This window comes from Pseudomonas rhodesiae, from assembly GCF_007858255.1.
GTDB lineage: Bacteria > Pseudomonadota > Gammaproteobacteria > Pseudomonadales > Pseudomonadaceae > Aquipseudomonas > Aquipseudomonas rhodesiae.
In genome coordinates this window covers 1-20,997 of record NZ_VFEU01000026.1, presented here as the reverse complement: position 1 = coordinate 20,997, position 20,997 = coordinate 1, and the positions used below count along the sequence as shown (strand labels likewise).

Here is a 20,997-nt window from a genome sequence, read left to right as displayed (position 1 = left end):
AAAGCAGCCGGTTTGATCAACGCCGGCAGGTACTTCCTGTGTGGCATATCAACGTAATCAGTTCCTTACAAAACGGTGGCGGGCACCGCAACCGGGTTGCGGTGCCGCTCAGTCAGGAGCGCAGCAGGAAAAGCGCAAACAGGTGGATTCGCTCGTCAGACTCTCGGCTGGCCAGGTCATCCAGCCTTGTGACCAGATCGTTACGCCTGAGCAGTTCCTGCGCCAACTGCACCAGATAGTCTCTAGGAGAATCGCCGGTCAAAGGCTCTCGCGCCAGGTTTCTCAAATCCTGGATATCGATGTCCCAAGACGACGGCCCGTCTTTCAATTCGTCGAAGTGCTTGAGAAGCTCGCCGACCAACTCTTTGTCGGACTTATATTTGAAGTAATTTTTGCCGCCGACGACCAGGTCCACGTTTTGCCGATCGATTAGACCGTCCAGTGCGCCGGTGGAGCTGTGCCGGTCGAGGGCGCTCAGCAGTTCCGGACGGCGCAGCATTTCCTTGGCCAGGCGAATGTTATCGTTGACGCGGGGAAGCAGGGACCAACCTTTTTTGGCCATCGCCTGAATGCTGTCGATGCTGACATAGCCGGGATTTTTAGGGTCCATGAAAGCTTCGAAGTTACGGCGCAGCTGCGTTGCCAATTGTTCATTGCTCCTGAGCGAGTACTCCGGATCAGGCCGGCCCGGCCACGTGGGGTAGGGTTTACCGATGGTGGGGTCTGGGCGTGGCGGCGGGTTACCGCAACCAGGCTGCGGCCGTGGCGGAGGATTGCCCCAGCACGGACGGTGTGGCGGCCGAGGCCAACCGAAGCAAGTGTGCATCCAGTGTCGGAACGGGTCCATGAAGCCTGGACGCATGGCCGTCATGCTGTGGTGCATACCGGGAGACGCAGGATAATGGCGCTCCGTCGGCGGCTGCGGGTCGCCGAAAACGGGACCGGCCTTGTTTTCCCGCGAAGAGAAACTGACGTTGGCCATGTTGCGGTCCGAAAAGGACAGGGCCTCAGGCGCCGGGCGACGGGCCTTGACGTCGGTTTTGGGACTGCCCTGTAAACGGTCATGGGAAGGCGAAGCAGACAAGGATTTATCAAGTGTCGATACCGACATATTGTTCTCCAACACAAGGGGGCGTGATATTCAGCCTGCCAGTGCGACGGCGCGTCGAAGCGCGGCAGCTAGCCCATCTGTGGCGGGGATGTCGGAATCGGTTCCTGATCGGACAATCAGATGCACGCAGCACCTGTAGGAAACGGGCAAAAAAAATCGCAGCCCCGTGCAGAGCTGCGATATTCCCCAAGCGTTCGAGGGTCAGAACCCGACGCTGGCCTGTACAAAGAACGTACGCGGTTCACCCAGGTACAGTCCCGCGTTGTTGTCGCTGGAGCGCGTGTAGTGCTGCTGGTCAAACACGTTTTTCACCCCCGCGCCCAACTTCAGGTTCGACAAGGATGGGCCGAAGTCATAGCCGCTGCGCAGGTTGACCGAAACGTAGCCCGGAATATCGCCGAACTGGCCATCGGCCGTGCCTTGAGTCACGTAAGTGCTGGTGGTGCCGGGGGCACGTTGGCCAGACTGGGCATAGACGTCCAGGTTATGGGTCCAGCGATTGATGTCGTAACGCAGCCCCAGGGTCGCCACTTCGCGGGAGTACAACGGCAGATCGCGCCCCTTGAAGGGCACATCGCCCTCGGAGGTGGCCTTGGTGTAGGTGAACCCGGCATTGGCGGTCAGGCCTTCCAGGCGCGGGTCCAGATTGGCCAGGTCGTAATGCGCCGACGCTTCGACACCGGTGTGCTTGGTGGCGCCGAGATTGGTCCAGCCCACATCGTTGCTGACGTATTGCAGCTCATCGGCGAAGTCGATGTAGAACAGCGTCACTTCGCCACCCCACACGCTGTCGTTGTAGCGCGTGCCGATTTCGTAGGTCTTGGCTTTTTCCGGGTTCAGGCCGTTGGCCGTCTGGTTGCCGGTGCCACCCTGCCCCAGTTGGAAGTACTGCAGGCTGCCGAACGACGTTTCGTAGTTGGCGAACAGTTTCCAGGCATCAGAGACGTGGTACATCACGCTCAGGGCCGGTAGGGGTTCGTTGTTATGCACTTCGCGACGCTTCTCCGGAGTGCGCGTTCCGTTCAGGGCGATCACCGGGCGGTCATGCCATTCGGTGCGAATATTTTCGAAGCGAATGCCCGGGGTAATCGTCCACTTGCCGATATCGACTTTGTTATCGATATAGAACGCATTGGCCTCGGTGCCACCGGTGCGGTCCTGGTACACATGACCGTCGCTCTGCCCGCCAGGTGTCGGCACGTTGTTGACCAGGTTGAGGCTGGTGGCTTGCTCGTGCATGCCTTCTTTGAGGTAGCGATAACCCACGCTGACTTCCTGGGTGCTGGGCCCTAGGTCGAAAACATGGGACACACGCGGCTCGATACCGAAGGTGTAGTAGGTACGCGGGTAGGAACTGATGGTTTTCAGGTCGCGGTTGGCGATGTTGCTGCCTCGGAAACTGTCGGCGTAATAGGTCAGCACTTCGGCCTGAGTGCGGTCGTCGATCTGACGGATGTACTTGAAGGACACATCCTTGCGGCGGCCACTGAAGTTGTCCCAATCGCGCACCGACTGGTACGGGTTGGCGTCGAACTGCTGTTGGGTCAGGCCGCCGGGCATGTCGGCGCTGGCATCGTAATAATGGAAGTTCAACGAGAAGTCGTCTTGATCGGTCGGCGCCCAATGGGTTTTGAGGATCACGTCATCGATATCATTGCCATTGTTGCTGTTGCGATAACCGTTGCCGTTGACCCCGGAATACAACAGGGCCGCGCCGATACCGTTGTCGGCCGTGCCGCCGATAAAGGCGTTCTCGATATGCTTCCAGCCGCCATGGGCGGAGGTGTGCAGGGTGGTGCCGACTTCGCCGGAGAACGTCTCGGGGATCGCCCGGGTTACGAAGTTGATCACGCCACCGACGTTCTGCGGACCGTAGCGCACGGAACCGGCGCCACGCACCACGTCGATGCTGTCCAGGTTGCCGGCGGAAATCGGCGCCATCGACAACTGCGGCTGGCCATAAGGCGCGAACGCGGCTGGAACACCGTCGATCAGAACGGTGGAGCGTGGTGACAAACGGGACGTCAGCCCACGCACGCCGACGTTGAGGGAAATATCGCTGCCACCGGTGCCGTTGGCCTCCTGCACCTGCACGCCGGGCACGCGTCGCAGCACATCGCCGACATTCATCGCGCCCTGCTCCACCATGGCTTCGCGGCGGACCACCGTACGCGCGCCAGGATGGTTCTGCACCACTTCGGCATTGGCGTCGCCGAGCCAGTCGCCGACGACCCGGATATCGGTGGCGCCCAACTCGATCGGTGAGCCGGCTTCACCGCTGCCGCTGGTTTGCGGGCGCAGGGTCACCGAACCGGCGTCGATCTGGTAGTCCAGACCGCTGCCTTGCAGCAACTGGCGCAGGGCTTGCTCGGCACTGAGGTTGCCGTCCACCGCAGGCGCGCGTTTACCGGCAACCAGCTCGGGGCTGAAGAATACTTGCAGGGACGTCTGCTGGCCGAGTTGGCTCAGGGCCGCGCCCAAGGGTTGGGCCTGGATGTGAATTGCGTCGTCGGCATTGGCCGAGGCGCTGACAGCGAGCGCCAGGGCCAAGGGCACCCAGCGGCGGATTTTATTGTTGTGGAGGGCGATTTTTTTCACGTCGAACCTTGTCCTGTGATCGCAAAAGTATGCGGCCGTTAATGCAAACCAGTTGCAGTTGCAGGAGAAGACGATGAACGGGAAAAAAACCTGAATGTCAGCGCGAAATAATTTCCTGGCTACCGTCCGGCAACGTACGCAGGGCCACCGGCAGGATGCGCGGCAAGGCCTTGAGCAAAGCGTCGGTGTCGTTGGCCTTGAATACGCTGGTCAGGCGCAGGTTGGCCACGGCGGGCGCGCTGACCCGCAACGGTTGCTCGCGGTAGCGCGACACTTCCCGGGCCACGTCGCTCAGTGTGGCGTTGTTGAACACCAATTTGCCGGTACGCCAGGCCGTCAGTTCCTCGGCGTTTACCGCGTAGGCCGTCGCCACCTCGCCCTGACGGTCCACATGGGTGCCACGGCCGGCGGTCAGGGTGACCCGCTGCTCCGCCAGACGCCCCTGGACCTGCACCGTACCCGCCTCGACCGCAACGCGAGTCTGGTCGTCATCGCGGCGCACATCGAAGCGGGTGCCGGTGACCGTGACCTGCCCCGCCCCGGCGGCCACCACAAAGGGGCGGCTGCTGTCGTGTTCGACGCTGAACATCGCCTCGCCCTGTTTGAGTTCAATGCCGCGCCGGGCGTTTTCGTATGTCACCGCAACCACGCTGCGGCTGTTGAGGTCGATCAGCGAACCGTCCGGCAAGGCCACTTGGCGATGCTCCCCAAGACGCGTGCTGAATTCGGCGCGGTAGACCTTGGAATGATCGAGCCCACTGAACAAGCCCAGGCCCACGGCGACCGCGACGACACTGGCCGCCACCGCATAACGCCACGGCGCAGGCTTGCGAGGCCGTTCGGCCGGCGCTTCGCACAACGCCTGCCAGCGCGCCTCGGGCAGCAGGTCGGCGGCCCGCCACAGGCCTTGCAGCACGTCGAATTCGTATTGATGGGTTGGATGTTCTGCGCACCACGCCTCGAACCGCCGGGCTTGCTCGGGGCTCAGTTCGCCGTCCTGCAGGCGCGCGAACCACTGCGCGGCCTCTTCACGGGCACGGTTGTCCATCGCGGAAGATCCTGTTTCGATACGAGTCATGGTGTCGGCGCGTCCAGGCGGTCGCGCAGATGCCGCAGCGTGCGGATCATATACTTTTCCACCATGTTTTTAGACAACCCCAGGCGTTCGGCGATTTCCTGCTGGGTGAGCCCCTCGATTTTCTGCCAAATGAAGATCCGCCGACAGTTGAGCGGCAATTCGGCCAGTGCCCGCTCTATGGAGTCCGCCAACTGGATCGCGTGCATGACATGCTCCGGATCGCCGGCGTGGGGTGAGCATTGAACGAAGGCATCGACTGATGCGGCGTCGCGGCGGTCGTCGCGACGATAAGCGTCCACCGCAATGTTGCGCGCAGTTTGATGCAGATAAGCGCGCGGTTGCTGCACATCGGCGGACCTGGACTCCAGCACCCGTACGAAGGTGTCGTGGGCCAGATCTTCGGCTTGCTGACGGTTTCTCAAGCGACGCGTCCAGGTTCCGATCAACTCTTCATAGTGCTCGAAAAAGCCTGTTCTGCGGGGCGGCTGAGGGATCATCGCAAAGGCACTGGGTAGGCGGGGCGTGAATAGTAATGCTTCCTATTAAGTGGAGCAATTGCTACCCGTCGTGATTGACCGCGCGACGACTAAGGCGGCCTGCCGTGCTTGAGTCGACTGGATTTTTCCCGGCTGCCGCACACGCTCATCTGGCACCATCTGCGCTGCTTGTTCTTGGAAATATCCAGAAATATCCAATCGCAGTCATGGGCGCCGCAGCACTTCAAACCCTGCAGCGCACCGGGTACCAACCATTGCGTGGCGTCGATCGCCAGGCGCCCGAGCAGCATCGTGGTCAGTTCCTGGGCCGACGTACAGGGCTTCCAGAGCCAGGCAGGTTGACCGTCGACCGCCCGAAGCTCGCGCCAGGCCACACCTTGCTGGAAGGTCTGATTGATCTGCGCCAACGCCTCATCGGGGATGGGCTGATGCAGCGCCAGCGGGTAAAACACCGCGTATAGGCATTCTCTGAAGGCAATCACTGCCTCCAGGTTCGGCTGATAGGCAATAGGCCACTCAAACACCATGGGTTTGTAATGTTCAAACTCATGGGGCGAGACCAGCGACGCATGCAGCGCCCATTCAAAGAAGAATGGAAAGCTGGTGAGCCGTTCCTCCATCACCTTGAGCGTCGTGCCAGGGCGTCGTCCGTTGGTGGTATTGATAAAGTCCAATACCAGGGCGCCACCAATCAGGCGGATCGAGTTCGCAGAGCCAGTAAAATGCGACATGCCTGCTCCTGGGAAAATACGGCCTCGCTGCAAGCACGCAGAGTACCGCGTTTTTCCAGGTCGCAGGCACCGCTACTCCCGCTTACCCAAGAGCAACACCATTGCGCATTGCCCGAACAGCAGCAGCGCCACCACCCAGTAGACGTGGGAAAACGAGCCGCTGAGGTCCCTCGACCAGCCCCCCAGGAAATTGCCGCACACCCCACCCAAGCCGATCAGCACATTGGCGATGCCGAACGCCTGGGTCAGCCGGCTGACCGGCACGATTTGCCCGATGTAACTGGGCACCAGCCCGAAGATCGGATAAAACGCCAGCGCAAATAAAAACGCTGCCAGGTAAAACGACGGCAGGTTGTTGAACGTAAATACCAGCGTTGCAGCCACCCCGGCGCTAAGGAAACACAGAGCCAGGGAGGTGCGCACGCCCGCTTTGTCGGCCAGCCACCCCAGCAGAAAGCCCGAAGCCATGCCCACGGCGCCGAGGGTGGTCCAGATAAAACCGGTGTCTTGCACCGACACGCCCAACTCGTCGCGCAGGTAGGGCGCCAGGTAGGTCTGGAACGGCAGCAACGCCATGCCATTGAGAAAGGCGATGCCCCACGTCAGGTACAAAGAACGGCTCAGCCAGGGCGCGTGGCGGTCAGACGTCTGCCCGGGCTCCCCGGCTGCGTCGCCCTCCTCGCTCGTCGCCAGGTTGCGCAACAGGTACCAGGCCACCACGCAAAGCGTCAGCGAGATCAGCCCGGCAGTCAGCCAAATCCCGCGCCAGCCGCCGTGCATCGTCAGAAACGACACCAATAACCCGTTGATAAATACGCCGTAGCTGGTGCCGCTGGAAATCAAGCCCATGACCCGTGAGCGCAGGCCGGCGCTGAAGCCTTTGGTGACGATCTCCGCCAGCGGGATGTACACCGACGCCGAACAGCCGCCGAGCAGAATCAATAGCGCGCCGGAGAGCCAGATCGTGTTGCTGATACTCAGCCCCACCAGCGCCAAGGACGTCATCACGGTGGACGCCAGGCTGATCTTCCAGCCTGCGACATAGCGGCTGATTACGCTGGTGACCGATGAAAACAGCAGAAAGCCGATCTGCGCGCCACCGGTGATCAAGCCCACCGTGGTGTAGTCGAAGCCGAGGTCGCGACGCATGTCCACCACCAGGTTGGCGAACAGATAAACGCCGAACCCATAAGTGCTGGCCACGAACCCCGTGAGCACCACCGCCAGCACCCCGCTATCGAGGGCCCGGGCGTTGCCTTGCACAAGCGTATTCATAGCGCCCCTCGCGCGGCGAGCGCGGTGTGGATGACAAAGTCACACTGCATCATGTCGTAATCGGCCAGGAAATCGCCGTAGCTGGCATGCTCCGAAAACCCGCAGGCCAGCACCTCCTGGGTCAACTCGCCGGGCAGCAACGGGTAGACCTGCAGCCGGTATTGCTCGGCGTTGTCAAAGCGGTAGATGAACTCGCACAGGTGCGCGTTGACCTCGCCCAGGCTCACTGACACGTGGGTGCCGCAGTAATAGTAGTGGCCGCTGGATTTGAAATGGCCGGCGCGAATGGCGAAGAAATTGCGTTGATCCACCACCAGCAGGCCGCCCGGCTTGAGCAACGCCCGGAAGGTTTGCAGGACGTCCAGGCGTTCGCTGGCTTCGAACACATGGCACAACGAACTGCCCAAGCACACCACGGCGTCGAACTGCCCCAGTTCCTGCGGGTCGAGGGCACGCCAGTCGCGATGATGGGAGGGGATCGCCAAGCCATATCGGCGGAAGTTCGCGCGCGCCTTGGTCAGCATGGTGGGGCTGCCATCGGTGGCGACCACGTCGAACCCGGCCTGCTTAAGCTGTACCGCGTGGAAGCCGCTGCCGGTCGAGACGTCGATAACCGTCTGCACGCCGTGGTTGCGCAACAGGTTTTCAAAGAACCCGCTCTCCCCCGCCTTGCGTTTTTCCCAATCGACCAACTCGTCCCAGCGCTCGACAAAATCCGCCGAGTACTGCGTGGAATAACGGGCGATGGGGCCATTCGGCTGCTTGGGCATCTGGTTCATCACGCACCTGCCAGGTTGAGTGCTTTGAACGCCGCGTACTTGCTCGCCAACTCGCGGGCGAACTCGGCGGATTGTTCGATGGACATGTTTTTCTTCGAGTAGCCCAGCATCGCCTGCATCACGGCCATGCACTGCGGGTTGAAGGTGACCGAACCGTCGCAATGGATCTCGTCGATGCCGTCCTGGCTCTGACAGATCGTGTTGATGCGCACCGCGTCGTCCTGGGGGCAGGCGTTGGAGAACTGCACCTCGATGCGCCCCTCGTGCAACCACACCGGGTAACCGCCCGGCAACCCCAGCGGGCCAGGGGCATGCACCAGCACCGGCGTACTGGAAAACAGCCCCTCGATTACCGTGACCGCTGAACACGCGGTGAGGAACTGCCCGTCCACGCCACCCCGACGCCGGAACTCGGAGCGGACCGCCGAGAAAATCGCTTCGGCAGGCAACCGCGCCACATTCGGCTGGTCGCGGACCTCATACAACAGACGGTAATTAGCCCGTGGCGGCAACCCTGCGCGCGGGACGTAATGGCTGAAATAGTGCTGGGCATACAAGCGAACCTGCACATCGGCGGGGCAACACTCCAGCAACCGCGCGATGGAAAAACGCACCGCCGGAATCAGGTTGGCCACGTTGCCCACGCCGATATCCGGCGCCAGGCCGACCCTGGCCAGAATCGGGTTGACCGCATCGGGAAAAGCCGCATTTACGGTGCGAGTGACGATGCCTGAGGCTTTTACCGCACGCATCAGGTTGTGCATTAGCGTCAGGTGCATGGGCAACCAGGGACCGAACTGCGCCTGGTCGAGTTGTTCGAACGAGCGCTTGGGCAACGCCGTGATGACGCGCCACGACTGCAGCGACGCGCAGTTGACGAGTATGTCCGGTGCCTCGTCCCGCAGCACCTGGGCGACGCGGTCGATGTCGGTCAAATCCGCGACCACCGGCCTGATCGCGACGAACTGCTCCAACTGCGCACACGACAGCGCCACCAGGTTGCACAGACGCACGGTGGCGTCCTCATTGCGCCCCAGCACCACAAATTCGAAGGCATTCTTCGGCGCGAGCAGTTTGAGGATCTGCAGGCAGAGGTTGCCGGCGCCTACCAGCAACAGCTTTTTTTTGCGCGTGGATGGGCTCACCGTGGGTAGGCTCCATTGTCGACGGGGATGACCCGGCCGGTGATATGCCGCATGGCATCGCTGATCACCAACAGAATGATGTCCGCTACGCCGCCGGGCAGGATGGGTTGCTTGAGAATCTCCTGACGCGCGTATTCGTCGCGCCGGTAGGTCGGAATCCGGTCGTAGATAGCAGTGTCGTGGATCAGAGCCGGCGACACGGCGTTCACCCGCACAAAGGGTGCAAAATTCCAAGCGTTAGCCTTGGTAAGGCCGATCACTGCCGCTTTGGTGGCGCCATACAGCGCATCGCAACTGCCCACCTCGCCGGCCACCGAAGCGATATTGACGATGCAGCGCGAGGCTTCATGGCGCATTTCCCGCTCGGCGAAGTCCTTGGACAGATAGACCAAGGCTTTGAGGTTGACGTTGAGGATGTCGTCCACTTCGTCGTCGGAATAGGCGTAGATGCTTTTGCCGTGATAGATCCCCGCATTGTTGATCAAGGCGTAAATAGACTGATGGCGTGCATATATCTCGGGAATAAAGCGCTTGATCACAGCGTCGTCGGTGAAATCCGCGACCTGGGTGTCCAGTACATCGTCGCCATAGCGATGGGTCAGTGCCTTCAAGCCTGCGGCATCCTTGTCGGTGCCGATCACGAAGTAGCCGGCTTCAATGGCTTTCTCCACCGTCGCTCGACCAATCCCATTGGCGGCGCCGGTCACTATTAACTTTTGCATGTCAGGCTCCTTATTGACAAAACGCGTTCATATGCTCGTAAAACGGCCGGTGATAGTCATATAAGTTTTTTAATTTTGCGCACTGTTCGAATAGCGTTATATCCATACCTTGTTTATCAGGTGCGATAATCCGCTCACTGTTTTCGGCGGCCACATGCCAACTTCTCCACGTCTTCCATTGGGGCGGGCACTCGCGCTTCCAGGACAAAGCGCGAGGCAGAAACTCAATATTCAAATAATCACAAAGTTTACGTATAACGCGTTGCGGATCGGCGGCCAGATCATCGGCATTAATCACATACGGTACTTTACCGGTGAGTTTTTTCAGCACACAAAAGATCTCGTACTGCGCTTTATACCCAATCGCCTGTAAAGGCATATCCGGGTATATACGGTGATGGGAAACAATACTGCTGACCGGCTCACGAATAATAAATACATTGTCTTGGCAGGCGAGAAAGTCGACGTCGACCTTCAACTCCTCCAGGCAGTGGTAACACATATCTTTATGAAACACCGGGGAACGGCTTGCCGCTTCGATCAGCCGTTGCTTGATCGCCGTATAAGTCGTGGGAAAAGCATGATCCCAGTCGTCCGAAGGAATGCTGGAATCGGCGGAAAATACCCCATGAGCAAAAGGCTCATGGAAGACTTCGAAGTCCCCGCGCTCGATAAATACGCGTTCCAGCACCGTGGAACGCGAGCGCGGGTGTGCCCATAAGGCAACCATTTGGTTCATGCCACGCTCCCATATTCGGTCGCCAGAATTTCGTTGATCGAGCGTCTGGAGGGCTGGGCCGCGGCGCACAGGCGAACACAGTGATCGGTCAGACGCCGGTGCGCGGCGTTGGCTTCGTTGCAGGCGGTGACAAAGGCTGCATGGAGGGCGAAGTCCTGCGGCGCGATGCTGTCGAGCAAATAGGCTTGGTAGAAGTACGGAATCCGCATCAACTTGGCGAACGTCGCAGGCGGTACCTGCAGCGGCGCGTGGGCGGGCAGCACGGGTTGGCCACGGCTTTCGCGCTCCACCAGAAACGCCACCATCTCCGGCGTGAGTGTGTAGTAGGTGGCGCTCAGGCCGGTGCGTTCCAGGTGCCAGCAATGCTGGTTGCCACGCGCATCGACGTCGATTTTGAGGCTCGACAGCAAGGTGTGGACCGGCACGCGCGACGCGGCCACCAGGGCCTGGATCTGCTCGTAAATCAGCAGTTCGGCCCAGCGCAATTCCTGCGGTGCCAGCGCCATACTGCGGGCGGCGGCTTGCTGGGCGAACTCGGGCTGACAGCCAAAGCGCCCGATCATGTAGGTAATCACGTATTTGCAATGGCGCGTATCGATGCCATGGCTGCGCGCACTGAGTCGGCCACGCTCAATGGCCTGCAAACCCGCCTGGAACTGCGAGACCGTAAAACAAAAGGTGATGTTGATCGACACCCCTCGCGCCACCAGGTGCTCGACGCTCGCCAAACCTTCCTGGCTGCCCGGCACCTTGACCATCACGTTCGGTGCCAGATGATGCAGCTCCATGCCACGGGCGGTCATGCGCTGGGCGCAGCGCACGTCGCTCGGCTCCACCTGAGCGCACATCCAGCCCTCAGCGTGTAACGATTGCTCCCACAGGGTTTTGAGCGCCGACGCACCGTCGATAATTACTTCGTCGTACAACTTTTTGTGCAACGCCTCAGGCGACAGATTGCTCTGATCAACGCGTGAAGCCTCGTATTCCCGTCTGTCCAGAATCACCGCAGTCACCAGACGCGGGTTAGTGGTCACGCTGCTGAAACTTCGCGACTGGCACCAATCATCCGGCATCAACCGCTCGATATATGCAGCTACCGTTGGGTACTTATCCAGCAAGCGGTGTTTATGGGGGGCATACAACACGGGGGATGAATCCCACCACAATTCTGAACGAGGGTCATGACTTATTAATTGTTCTAAGTAACCCGGAGTGCCCACGACACATCCTCCTCGGATAAGGGTTATTTAATGACAGGGACGACAGCGGGTACTTATCAACAGCGATGAACTAAGCATGCCCCCACGTATAACCGTTGGGTGTTCAAGGCTGCAAAACAAGCAAACAACTTACGCGTGAGTACGTAACTAATAATCAGGGAGCGTACTGCAGACAGGGTGACAACTCCAATGTGCACGACGACGTCATTGCCATTGAAGATCACTGACATAGGCAAGCCAATACGGACAGGCGCCGGCCCCTGATCTGGTAGTTCCCCTATAACGGCCAATGGAAACATGGGCATCTCTTATAGGTGACTCCGCGATGACTTCTGAACTACCAGCGGAGCGGATTGAGGTGTCCCTATAAAACACGGGGCGCAAAATCCTGTCAAACGCTTTTAGCCGGCTTGCTAATACCATCTAGTTATTTATATTTTAATTTTTATATCAGATAATTTTTAACCCGTAGGCAGCGGTTTTCAGGCATCTGAACTTCCCTTGTGTGCCATCAGTCAGCTAACTGAACTCACGAATCAAAGGCTGGGTGTGCATGCATATCTCGTTGGAGCAACAAGTAGCGCTGGTAACCGGCGCCAGTTCCGGAATCGGCGCCGGTGCGGCCAAAGCCCTGGCGCAAGCCGGCGCCGCGGTGGTGCTCAATTACAACGCCCAGGCCGCCCCCGCCGAAGCATTGGCGGCGCAGATCAATGCCGAAGGTGGCCGGGCGATTGCCATCGGCGCGGATGTCTCCAAGGAAGACGATGTGGAACGGCTGTTCGCCCAGACCCTCGACGCCTTCGGGCACCTGGACATCCTGGTGGCCAACTCCGGCATGCAGAAGGACGCCGCCTTCGTCGACATGAGCCTCGACGACTGGAACGCGGTCATCGGCGTGAACCTGACCGGGCAATTCCTCTGCGCCCGTGCGGCGGTGCGCATCTTCAAGCGCCAAGGCGTACGCGAAGGCGTGTCGCGAGCGGCGGGCAAAATTATCCATATGAGCTCGGTGCACCAAGTGATCCCCTGGGCCGGGCATGCGAACTACGCGGCATCCAAAGGCGGCGTGGAGATGCTGATGCGCACCCTCGCCCAGGAAGTCAGCGAGCAGCGCATTCGTATCAACGGCATCGCGCCGGGGGCGATTCGCACCGCCATCAACCGCGCCGCCACCGAAGGTGCGGCGCAAAAAGAGTTGCTCAAACTGATTCCCTATGGTCGCGTGGGTGACGTGGAGGACGTGGCCAACGCCGTGGTGTGGCTGGCCAGCGACGCCTCCGACTATGTGGTCGGCAGCACCCTGTTTATCGATGGCGGCATGAGCCTGTATCCGGAGTTTCGCGACAATGGTTGATCTTAAAAACGAACCCCAAAGCGCCATCGATGCCCATGGCATCATCGGCGATATGCGCAGCGCCGCCCTGGTCAACGACAAAGGCAGCATCGACTTTTTCTGCTGGCCGGAATTCGACAGCCCGTCGATCTTTTGCGCACTGCTGGACTCGCCCGAGGCCGGCACCTTCCAACTCACCCCAGACCTGCCCAACGCGCGCCGCGAGCAGATCTACCTGCCCGACACCAACGTTCTGCAAACCCGCTGGCTCAGCGACACTGCCGTGGTGGAAATCACCGACCTGCTGACTATCAGCGAAGAGATCGACGACCTGCCGCTGCTGATCCGCCGCGTGCGAGTGGTCAGCGGCAGTGCCACTCTGCACCTGCGTTGCGCGGTGCGTCACGACTATGGGCGAACGCCGACCCACGCCGGCCTCGACAACGGCACCGTGTGCTTCACCGCCCAGGGCCAACCCGGCCTGCGGTTGTCCGGCAGCCAGACGTTGCAGCTCGACGACAACGCAGCCGTGGCCACCTTCACCCTGAATCAGGAAGAAACGGCCGAATTCGTATTCGGTGGCCAGGACGACCCACGGGTAGACGGTGGCTGCACCGACCTGGCCCTGGCCCACACCCTCAAGTTCTGGCGCGGCTGGATCGCCCAATCCACCTACCGCGGGCGCTGGCGCGAGATGGTCAACCGCTCGGCCCTGGCGCTCAAACTGCTGACCTCGCGCCGGCACGGCGCGATCATCGCCGCCGCCACTTTCGGCCTGCCGGAAACCCCGGGCGGCGAGCGCAACTGGGACTATCGCTACACCTGGATCCGCGACGCCTCGTTCACCGTCTACGCCTTTATGCGCCTGGGCTTTGTCGAGGAAGCCAACGCTTACATGCGCTGGCTCAGGGGGCGGGTCAGCGATTGCTGCGGCCAGCCGACCAAAATCAACATCCTCTATGGCATCGACGGTCGCCAGAAACTGCCGGAGACCGAGCTGGACCACCTCGGCGGCCACGGCGGCGCCACGCCGGTGCGCATCGGCAACGAAGCGTTCGATCAGATTCAGTTGGATATCTACGGCGAACTGATGGACGCGGTTTACCTGGTCAACAAGTACGGCGAAGCCATCTCCCACGAAGGTTGGAAACATACCGTGGAGGTTGCCGATCAGGTCTGCGAAATCTGGAACCACAAGGATGTCGGCATCTGGGAAATGCGCGGTGAGCAACACCATTTTCTGCACTCGCGACTGATGTGCTGGGTGGCGTTGGATCGTGCGATCCGTCTGGCCTCCAAGCGCTCGCTGCCGGCGCCGTTCGCGCGCTGGGACCAGACTCGCCAGGCGATCTACGCCGATATCTGGAGCAACTTCTGGAGCGAAGAACGCGGGCATTTTGTGCAGTACATCGGCAGCACCGCGCTGGACGGTTCGATGCTGTTGATGCCGCTGGTGCGCTTCGTCGCGGCCACGGACCCGCGCTGGCTGAGCACCCTGGAGGCGATCCAGAAAAGCCTGGTGCGCGACGGCATGGTCTACCGCTATCGCAACGACGACAGCCAGATCGACGGCCTGCAAGGCACCGAAGGTGCGTTCGCCGCGTGCTCGTTCTGGTACGTCGAATGCCTGGCCCGCGCCGGCCAGGTGGAAAAAGCCCACCTGGAGTTCGAGCAACTGTTGCGCTACGCCAACCCACTAGGCCTGTACGCCGAAGAGTTCGACAACCAGGCGCGTCACCTGGGCAACACACCCCAAGCGTTGAGCCACTTGGCCTTGATCAGCGCGGCCACGTTTCTGGACCGTAAGCTCAGTGGCGCCAAGACTGTGTGGCAACCGTAGAACCCGATCCACCCATAGGAACCTTCCCATGGCCCTCCTCGCTCCACTGCTGTACGTGCGCACGTCCATGCTCGACATCGCCTATGAAACTCATGGCCCCCTGGACGGCGAGCCGGTGATTCTGCTGCATGGCTTTCCCTACGACCCGCGCGCCTATGACGCTATCGCGCCGCCGCTGGCCGAGCGTGGCTACCGTGTGCTGGTCCCGTACCTGCGCGGTTACGGCCCGACGCGGTTTATCCACGATCAGGTGCTGCGCTCCGGGCAACAGGCAGCGCTGGCCAAGGACTTGCTGGATTTCATGGATGCGCTGGCGATCCCCCGCGCCACCCTGGCAGGCTACGACTGGGGTGGGCGCGCCGCGTGCATCGTCGCCGCACTGTGGCCGCAACGGGTGCGCGCGCTGGTCAGCGGGGATGGCTACAACATTCAGGACATTGCCCAGTCCACCGCGCCACGCCAGCCCGAAACCGAGCATCGCTTGTGGTACCAGTACTACTTCCACACACAGCGCGGCGTCGACGGCTTGACCGCCAACCGCCGTGAATTGTGTGAACTGTTGTGGTCACTGTGGTCGCCGACCTGGTCCGCAGGCCCGAGCCTGTACGAGCAGACGGCGCCTTCGTTCGATAACCCGGATTTTGTCGAGGTGGTGATTCACTCGTATCGCCACCGTTTCATGTATGCGCCCGGCGATCCCGCACTGGAATCGATCGAACAGGCCCTCGCGCAACAACCGGCGATCACGGTGCCCAGCATTTCCCTATGCGGCGCCGACGACGGCGTGGGGCCGCCCTCTGAGGAAGATGAAGACGCGGTGCACTTCAGCGGCGTTTATCAGCGCCGCGTGCTGCCCGGCGTGGGCCATAACATCCCTCAGGAGGCACCGCAGGCGACCCTGGATGCGCTGCTGGAGTTGCTCGCCTAGGCCGGCGCGCTGAAGCGTTCGCGATAGGCCTGGGGCGTCACGTCGAGGGCGCGCAGGAAGCTGCGGCGCAGGGTTTCCTCGCTGCCAAAACCGCACTGCACGGCGATACGCTTGATCGAGGCACTGCTGTCGGCCAATTGCCGGCGCGCGGTTTCGACACGGATCAGCTCCACGGCGCGTGCAGGAGTCTGGCCGGTTTCGGCGCGGTAGTGGCGCACAAAGCTGCGCTCGCTCATGCCAGCCTGGCTGGCCAGAGTGGCGATGTTCAAATCGAGGGTGAGGTGTTCTGCGATCCACGCATGCAGTTCGGCGAAACGGCTGCCGCCCTCTTGCAGGGCCAGGGTCGCGCTGAATTGCGATTGCCCACCCGGGCGCTTGAGAAATACCACCAGATGGCGCGCGACTTCCAACGCCACGGCGCGCCCCAGGTCCTCCTCCACCAAGGCCAGGCACAAGTCGATGCCAGCGGTGACGCCGGCGGAAGTCCACACCGAACCCTGCTGGATGAAAATCGGATTGGCCTCCACCGTCAGCGACGGGAAGCGCTTGGCCAGCTCCTCGCAACGCGTCCAGTGGGTCGCCACGCGGCAACCGTCGAGCAGACCGCTGGCAGCCAGCAGGAACGCGCCGGTGCACACCGAGGTCATGCGCCGGGTATGCCGGGCCTTATCGCGCACCCACGCCACCAGCGACGGGTCATCGGCGGCGTTGTACACCCCCCAGCCGCCGGCGATCACCAAGGTGTCGCACGGCGCATCGACGGCGGGCAGCGGCTCGGCCACCAGCGCCAGGCCGGCAGAGGTCATCACCGGTTCCGTCTGGGCGGCAATCACTGACACGGCATAAGGCAGCGGCAGACCGCGCTGGCGCGCCAGGTCATTGCTGGAGGCGAACACTTGCAACGGCCCGGTGACGTCGAGCACTTGGGCATTGGGGAACGCGAGGACGTGGACGGTTCGGGTCATGATTGGCGTGATTTGTGGGCTCAATGGCGTATTCGCCAAAGCCTAGGCCTCTACAGTGAGGCCGTCCACCCCTATCTCGGAGCGTTCTTGATGACCCTGCATATCGGTTTTGTTTTGTTTCCCGGCATCCAGCAACTGGACCTTACCGGCCCCTATGACGTGCTGGGCTCGCTGCCGGACGTCAAGCTGCACTTGGTGTGGAAGGACCTGGCGCCGGTCACCTCCAGTACCGGCCTGGTGTTCACCCCGACCATGACCTACGCCGATTGCCCCGCCCTGGACGTGATCTGCGTGCCCGGCGGTTCGGGCGTCGGCGCGCTGATGGAAGACCCGGTGACCCTGGACTTCCTCAAGGCCCAGGCCGATACCGCGCGTTACGTGACCTCGGTGTGCACCGGTTCGCTGGTGCTCGGCGCGGCAGGCCTGCTGCGCGGTCGCAAGGCCACCACGCATTGGGCCTACCACGATATGCTCGCCCCGCTCGGCGCCATCCCGGTGCAAGACCGCGTGGTGCGCGACGCTAACCTATTGACCGGTGGGGGCATTACGGCCGGGATCGATTTCGCCCTGACCCTGGCCGCCGAGCTGTACAGCCCGGAGGCCGCGCAATTGGTGCAGTTGCAGCTTGAATACGCGCCGGCCCCGCCCTTCAACGCCGGCCGCCCGGACACCGCTCCGCAGGCGGTGCTGGATGAAGCCAACAAGCGCACCGTCGAATCGCGCAAGACCCGTGGCGAGATCACCGCGCGCGCGGCCGCACGCCTGGGCTAAAGGCGGCATCAAGCGGGCCGGGACATCAGCGCCAGGCGCACTGCCAACGCCGTCAACACAGTGGCCAGCCCCCATCTTTGCAGCATGGCGCTGCCCGGGCGGCCACTGAAACAACGGCGGATGGCGCCGCCGCTGATCCCCAGCACGCCATGAAATATCGCAGCGATCAGCGTCAGAATTCCCCCAAGCAGCGACAGTTGCCCGGCAATCGCCCCCGCCTCGGGTCGTACGAACTGCGGCAGGAACACGACAAAAAACAGCAACGCCTTGGGATTGAGCAGACTGTTGAGCATGGCGTGCAGGAATACACGCTTGAGCGCCACGGGCTCGACGGCAGCGACCGCTTTGCCGGAGCGTTTTTGCACGGTTTTGAACGCCAGCCACAGCAGGTAGCCCACGCCGGCATAGCGAATCAGGTCGAACGACGGCGGCCAACCGGCGACCACTGCGGTGACACCGGTGGCGGTCAGCACCGTCAACACCATGTCGGCCACACCGATCCCCAGGCTCGCGGCCAGGCCACCGCGCCAGCCATGGGAGATGCCATGACTGATTACGAACGCCATGTTCGGCCCCGGTGACAGGAGCAACAACAGCACTGCGCCGGAAAAAACCGCCAAGGTTGCAAAATCGATCATGCCCGAGTCGTCCTGGGTGAAAGCCCGTAGATTAGTCAGCGCGCCCGACCCACACAAAAAATTGATCTGGATACGCTTTGAAAGGCCGGTCGGCGCTAAGAACGTCGATTGCCCATCGCCATGCACAAGGACTAGAATGCGAAACATTATCAATTAAGACATCGACGCCAGGATGCCCATGTCGAGCGATCACCCACTGGACTCTGCAATCATCGGCCAGCTGTACCACGCCCATCACGCCTGGCTGCGCGGCTGGTTGAGCCGGCGCACCGGCTGCCACGAACATGCCGCCGACCTGGCTCAGGAAACCTTCGTCCGCCTGCTTAAGGCGCGCCAGCAAAAGCCCCTGCTGCAGCCACGGGCGTACTTGAGCAGCATCGCGCGCAGCCTGATGATCGACCACTATCGACGCCGTGAACTGGAACGCGCCTACCTCGAAAGCCTCGCGCATTTTCCTCAGTTGGAGGCACCGTCGGAAGAAACCCGGCTGCTGATTCTCGACAGCCTGGAGCGAATCGACCGTCTGCTCGATCAGCTCAAGCCACGCATGCGCGAAGCCTTCCTGTTGGCGCAACTGGACGGTTTGACGTGCGCGCAGATCGCCCTGCGCCTGGACGTGTCCAAAGCCACCGTGGAGCGCGATCTGTCCAAGGCGCTCCACGCCTGCTATCGGTTGCGCTATGCCGAACTGTGACCCACGCCTGGTCGACCAGGCTATCCAGTGGATGATCACCCTGCGCTTCAATGTCGCCGACGATGCCCATACCGCTGCGTTCGAGCGATGGCTGCACACCAGTGCCGAACACCGACAGGTATGGGAGCGGGTGTCGGCCATGAATGACGATTTCAACCAAGTGCCGGCGCAGCTAGGCCGTCATGCACTGAGTGGCGCGCGCCAACGTGTAAGCCGTCGCGAAAGCCTTAAACTGCTGGGGCTGGTTGCTGGCGCGGCGGGGCTGGCATGGCTGGGCCGCGACTATATGCCTTTGCCGGCCCTGGTCGCCGATTACCGCACCGCCACCGGCGAACGCCGCTGGGTGGGCTTGAGCGACGGCAGCCAAGTCCAACTCAACAGCGCCAGCGCGATCGATACTTCGTTCAATTCCCAGCAACGTCAGGTGCAACTGCGCCAAGGTGAAATCCAAGTGACGACGGGCGCCGACAGCAGGCCGTTCTGGGTGATGACGCGCGACGGCTACCTGCGCACCGTCGACAGCCGCTTGCTGGTGCGTGAAGCGCCCCAAGGCACTTGGCTCGCCGTGCAGCGGGGCACAGTGGCCGTATTTGCCGAGCGCGATGCCCCTCGCGCGCGACAGTTGATCAAACCCGGGGAACAAGTGGTGTTCAACCGCCACGGCATTCGCCCTGCGACCCCCAACGGCTTGGACCCTTGGGCCTGGAGCGACGGTGTGATCAGCGCCCGCAACATGCGCCTGGACGACTTCCTCGCCGAGTTGGCCCGTTATAGAAACGGTCTGGTGCGTTGCAGTGAAGCAGTGGCGGACCTGCGTGTATCGGGTACGTATCAGTTGGACGACACCGACCAGGTGCTGAACCTGGTGGCGCAATCGCTCAAGGTCGATGTCACTTACCGCAGTCGGTACTGGGTGACCCTCTCACCCCGGGTTTGAAACTTCAAAAATAAATGAGGTGAATTCGCATTGCCGCTCGACCTGTAAGGAAAGGCCGATCAACAGGCCGTCTCTGTTCACTTCCTTCAGGAGCACTTCGCGGTCATGCAAGCGTCCCCACTTCAACGTTCCCCCCTCAAACTCGCGGTCCAGGCCGCTCTGCTCGGTGTCTGCCTCGGCGGTGCGCTGCCGTCCATCGCACTGGCCGCCCCTGCCGCTGGCGGCACGCAAGCCCGTGAATGGAACATCGCCGCCGGCCCCCTCGACCGCGCGCTGGACCAATTCGCCCGCCAGGCCGGCATCAGCCTGTCGTACGACGCCAACAGCGTGGCTGGCAAATCCAGTCCGGGCCTGAGCGGCAACTTCGACCGTCAGCAAGCGCTCGGCCAGCTACTGCTCGGCCAAGGGTTGCATGCCGAGCCCCAAGGTGACAGCACCTGGTTGCTGTTGCCGCAGGCGGCCGACACCGGCGCGCTAAACCTCGGCGCCACGATGGTCACCGGTCATCGCCTAGGCGCCGCTACCGACGGCACCGGTTCCTACTCCACCGGTGCGGTCACCATCGGCAAAGGGGAACATAGCCTGCGGGAAACACCGCAATCGGTGAGCGTGCTCACGCGCCAGCTGATGGACGACCAGAACCTCACCACCATCGACGATGTGATGGAACGCACACCGGGGATCACCACCTATGAGTCCCCTATGGGCGGCAAGTATTTCTACTCCCGAGGCTTCAAGATGCTCGGCCAATACCAGTACGACGGCGTGCCGCTGGACATGGGCAAGGACTACGTACAAGCCGACAGCTTCAGCGCCAATATGGCGATCTACGATCGGGTCGAAGTGCTCAAGGGCGCCAGCGGAATGCTTAAGGAAACTCTGAAAAAGACTTTCTGATTTGGCAAAATACCGCGACCCCACCCACCGAGTTTCCCGATGAAGCAGATGACCTTCGCCGACGCCGAGTACGCTGGCAAGCGCAAGCAAACCCGCAAG

Annotated in this window: 19 protein-coding genes and 1 pseudogene; 7 read left to right on the top strand and 13 right to left on the bottom strand. The window is 61.6% G+C overall.

What is annotated here, in order from left to right; translation table 11 throughout:
• Nucleotides 1-112 precede the first annotated feature (112 nt).
• The 11 genes from FIV35_RS29685 to FIV35_RS24405 form a co-directional block, all read right to left on the bottom strand.
• The gene (locus tag FIV35_RS29685; RefSeq protein ID WP_034137703.1) at nucleotides 113-1,111 is read right to left on the bottom strand and encodes a chromosomal replication initiator protein DnaA; all 999 of its coding nucleotides are present in this window, start codon (nucleotides 1,109-1,111) and stop codon (nucleotides 113-115) included.
• A gap of 201 nt (nucleotides 1,112-1,312) precedes the next feature.
• On the bottom strand, nucleotides 1,313-3,709 hold the full coding sequence (locus FIV35_RS24450; protein ID WP_034137702.1) for a TonB-dependent siderophore receptor: 2,397 nt from the start codon (nucleotides 3,707-3,709) through the stop codon (nucleotides 1,313-1,315).
• A 97-nt stretch (nucleotides 3,710-3,806) separates the two neighbouring features.
• Nucleotides 3,807-4,757: a FecR family protein gene (locus FIV35_RS24445; protein WP_034137701.1), complete on the bottom strand. Its 951-nt coding sequence runs from the start codon at nucleotides 4,755-4,757 to the stop codon at nucleotides 3,807-3,809.
• A 26-nt stretch (nucleotides 4,758-4,783) separates the two neighbouring features.
• On the bottom strand, nucleotides 4,784-5,284 hold the full coding sequence (locus tag FIV35_RS24440) for a sigma-70 family RNA polymerase sigma factor (protein WP_034137700.1): 501 nt from the start codon (nucleotides 5,282-5,284) through the stop codon (nucleotides 4,784-4,786).
• Nucleotides 5,285-5,373: 89 nt separating this feature from the next.
• Nucleotides 5,374-6,015, bottom strand: a complete 642-nt coding sequence (locus FIV35_RS24435) for a CGNR zinc finger domain-containing protein (RefSeq protein ID WP_034137699.1) — start codon at nucleotides 6,013-6,015, stop codon at nucleotides 5,374-5,376.
• 72 nt (nucleotides 6,016-6,087) lie between these two features.
• A complete protein-coding gene (locus FIV35_RS24430; RefSeq protein WP_034137698.1) occupies nucleotides 6,088-7,290 on the bottom strand; it encodes an MFS transporter in 1,203 nt (400 codons plus the stop codon).
• Nucleotides 7,287-8,069, bottom strand: a complete 783-nt coding sequence (locus FIV35_RS24425; protein ID WP_034137697.1) for a class I SAM-dependent methyltransferase — start codon at nucleotides 8,067-8,069, stop codon at nucleotides 7,287-7,289. Before FIV35_RS24425 ends, FIV35_RS24430 begins: the two co-directional genes overlap by 4 nt.
• Nucleotides 8,069-9,214: an SDR family oxidoreductase gene (locus FIV35_RS24420; RefSeq protein WP_034137696.1), complete on the bottom strand. Its 1,146-nt coding sequence runs from the start codon at nucleotides 9,212-9,214 to the stop codon at nucleotides 8,069-8,071. The genes FIV35_RS24425 and FIV35_RS24420 overlap by 1 nt, the downstream gene beginning before the upstream one ends.
• A complete protein-coding gene (locus FIV35_RS24415) occupies nucleotides 9,211-9,936 on the bottom strand; it encodes an SDR family NAD(P)-dependent oxidoreductase (RefSeq protein WP_034137695.1) in 726 nt (241 codons plus the stop codon). The genes FIV35_RS24420 and FIV35_RS24415 overlap by 4 nt, the downstream gene beginning before the upstream one ends.
• A gap of 10 nt (nucleotides 9,937-9,946) precedes the next feature.
• Nucleotides 9,947-10,675, bottom strand: a complete 729-nt coding sequence (locus FIV35_RS24410) for a sulfotransferase-like domain-containing protein (RefSeq protein ID WP_034137694.1) — start codon at nucleotides 10,673-10,675, stop codon at nucleotides 9,947-9,949.
• Nucleotides 10,672-11,748, bottom strand: a complete 1,077-nt coding sequence (locus tag FIV35_RS24405) for a transaldolase family protein (RefSeq protein WP_231980924.1) — start codon at nucleotides 11,746-11,748, stop codon at nucleotides 10,672-10,674. The genes FIV35_RS24410 and FIV35_RS24405 overlap by 4 nt, the downstream gene beginning before the upstream one ends.
• A gap of 700 nt (nucleotides 11,749-12,448) precedes the next feature.
• Here FIV35_RS24405 and FIV35_RS24400 point away from each other — a divergent pair.
• From FIV35_RS24400 to FIV35_RS24390, 3 genes are read left to right on the top strand one after another with little or no spacing between them, the layout of a single operon-like run.
• Nucleotides 12,449-13,249, top strand: coding sequence for a glucose 1-dehydrogenase (locus tag FIV35_RS24400; RefSeq protein WP_034137692.1), 801 nt, complete (start codon nucleotides 12,449-12,451; stop codon nucleotides 13,247-13,249).
• Entirely contained in the window at nucleotides 13,242-15,068 is a 1,827-nt protein-coding gene (locus FIV35_RS24395) for a glycoside hydrolase family 15 protein (RefSeq protein ID WP_034137691.1), read from the top strand. Before FIV35_RS24400 ends, FIV35_RS24395 begins: the two co-directional genes overlap by 8 nt.
• 28 nt (nucleotides 15,069-15,096) lie before the next feature.
• On the top strand, nucleotides 15,097-15,996 hold the full coding sequence (locus FIV35_RS24390; protein ID WP_034137690.1) for an alpha/beta fold hydrolase: 900 nt from the start codon (nucleotides 15,097-15,099) through the stop codon (nucleotides 15,994-15,996).
• Here the strand turns inward: FIV35_RS24390 and FIV35_RS24385 are convergent.
• On the bottom strand, nucleotides 15,993-16,961 hold the full coding sequence (locus FIV35_RS24385) for a GlxA family transcriptional regulator (protein ID WP_034112839.1): 969 nt from the start codon (nucleotides 16,959-16,961) through the stop codon (nucleotides 15,993-15,995). The genes FIV35_RS24390 and FIV35_RS24385 overlap by 4 nt on opposite strands.
• Nucleotides 16,962-17,051: 90 nt before the next feature.
• On the opposite strand from FIV35_RS24385, the gene inhA reads away from it, so the two are divergent.
• Nucleotides 17,052-17,732 carry an isonitrile hydratase gene (inhA, locus tag FIV35_RS24380; RefSeq protein WP_034137689.1) on the top strand — a complete coding sequence of 227 codons (681 nt, stop codon included), beginning with the start codon at nucleotides 17,052-17,054 and terminating at the stop codon, nucleotides 17,730-17,732.
• A gap of 8 nt (nucleotides 17,733-17,740) precedes the next feature.
• Here inhA and FIV35_RS24375 read toward each other — a convergent pair whose 3' ends face one another.
• Nucleotides 17,741-18,370: a LysE family translocator gene (locus FIV35_RS24375; RefSeq protein ID WP_034137688.1), complete on the bottom strand. Its 630-nt coding sequence runs from the start codon at nucleotides 18,368-18,370 to the stop codon at nucleotides 17,741-17,743.
• Nucleotides 18,371-18,548: 178 nt separating this feature from the next.
• On the opposite strand from FIV35_RS24375, the gene FIV35_RS24370 reads away from it, so the two are divergent.
• The 3 genes and pseudogenes from FIV35_RS24370 to FIV35_RS24360 all read left to right on the top strand — a co-directional run.
• Nucleotides 18,549-19,064, top strand: a complete 516-nt coding sequence (locus FIV35_RS24370) for a sigma-70 family RNA polymerase sigma factor (protein ID WP_034137687.1) — start codon at nucleotides 18,549-18,551, stop codon at nucleotides 19,062-19,064.
• Nucleotides 19,051-20,001: a FecR domain-containing protein gene (locus FIV35_RS24365; protein ID WP_034137686.1), complete on the top strand. Its 951-nt coding sequence runs from the start codon at nucleotides 19,051-19,053 to the stop codon at nucleotides 19,999-20,001. The genes FIV35_RS24370 and FIV35_RS24365 overlap by 14 nt, the downstream gene beginning before the upstream one ends.
• 105 nt (nucleotides 20,002-20,106) lie before the next feature.
• Nucleotides 20,107-20,874, top strand: a pseudogene (locus tag FIV35_RS24360) (TonB-dependent receptor plug domain-containing protein); the annotation flags it as partial.
• Nucleotides 20,875-20,997: the final 123 nt, after the last annotated feature.

Coding starts and splice junctions, on each gene's coding strand:
- FIV35_RS29685 (WP_034137703.1), bottom strand. CDS start 1,111: ATGTCGGTATCGACACTTGATAAATCCTTGTCTGCTTCGCCTTCCCAT.
- FIV35_RS24445 (WP_034137701.1), bottom strand. CDS start 4,757: ATGGACAACCGTGCCCGTGAAGAGGCCGCGCAGTGGTTCGCGCGCCTG.
- FIV35_RS24440 (WP_034137700.1), bottom strand. CDS start 5,284: ATGATCCCTCAGCCGCCCCGCAGAACAGGCTTTTTCGAGCACTATGAA.
- FIV35_RS24435 (WP_034137699.1), bottom strand. CDS start 6,015: ATGTCGCATTTTACTGGCTCTGCGAACTCGATCCGCCTGATTGGTGGC.
- FIV35_RS24430 (WP_034137698.1), bottom strand. CDS start 7,290: ATGAATACGCTTGTGCAAGGCAACGCCCGGGCCCTCGATAGCGGGGTG.
- FIV35_RS24425 (WP_034137697.1), bottom strand. CDS start 8,069: ATGAACCAGATGCCCAAGCAGCCGAATGGCCCCATCGCCCGTTATTCC.
- FIV35_RS24415 (WP_034137695.1), bottom strand. CDS start 9,936: ATGCAAAAGTTAATAGTGACCGGCGCCGCCAATGGGATTGGTCGAGCG.
- FIV35_RS24410 (WP_034137694.1), bottom strand. CDS start 10,675: ATGAACCAAATGGTTGCCTTATGGGCACACCCGCGCTCGCGTTCCACG.
- FIV35_RS24405 (WP_231980924.1), bottom strand. CDS start 11,748: ATGCCGGATGATTGGTGCCAGTCGCGAAGTTTCAGCAGCGTGACCACT.
- FIV35_RS24400 (WP_034137692.1), top strand. CDS start 12,449: ATGCATATCTCGTTGGAGCAACAAGTAGCGCTGGTAACCGGCGCCAGT.
- FIV35_RS24395 (WP_034137691.1), top strand. CDS start 13,242: ATGGTTGATCTTAAAAACGAACCCCAAAGCGCCATCGATGCCCATGGC.
- FIV35_RS24390 (WP_034137690.1), top strand. CDS start 15,097: ATGGCCCTCCTCGCTCCACTGCTGTACGTGCGCACGTCCATGCTCGAC.
- FIV35_RS24385 (WP_034112839.1), bottom strand. CDS start 16,961: ATGACCCGAACCGTCCACGTCCTCGCGTTCCCCAATGCCCAAGTGCTC.
- inhA (WP_034137689.1), top strand. CDS start 17,052: ATGACCCTGCATATCGGTTTTGTTTTGTTTCCCGGCATCCAGCAACTG.
- FIV35_RS24375 (WP_034137688.1), bottom strand. CDS start 18,370: ATGATCGATTTTGCAACCTTGGCGGTTTTTTCCGGCGCAGTGCTGTTG.
- FIV35_RS24370 (WP_034137687.1), top strand. CDS start 18,549: ATGTCGAGCGATCACCCACTGGACTCTGCAATCATCGGCCAGCTGTAC.
- FIV35_RS24365 (WP_034137686.1), top strand. CDS start 19,051: ATGCCGAACTGTGACCCACGCCTGGTCGACCAGGCTATCCAGTGGATG.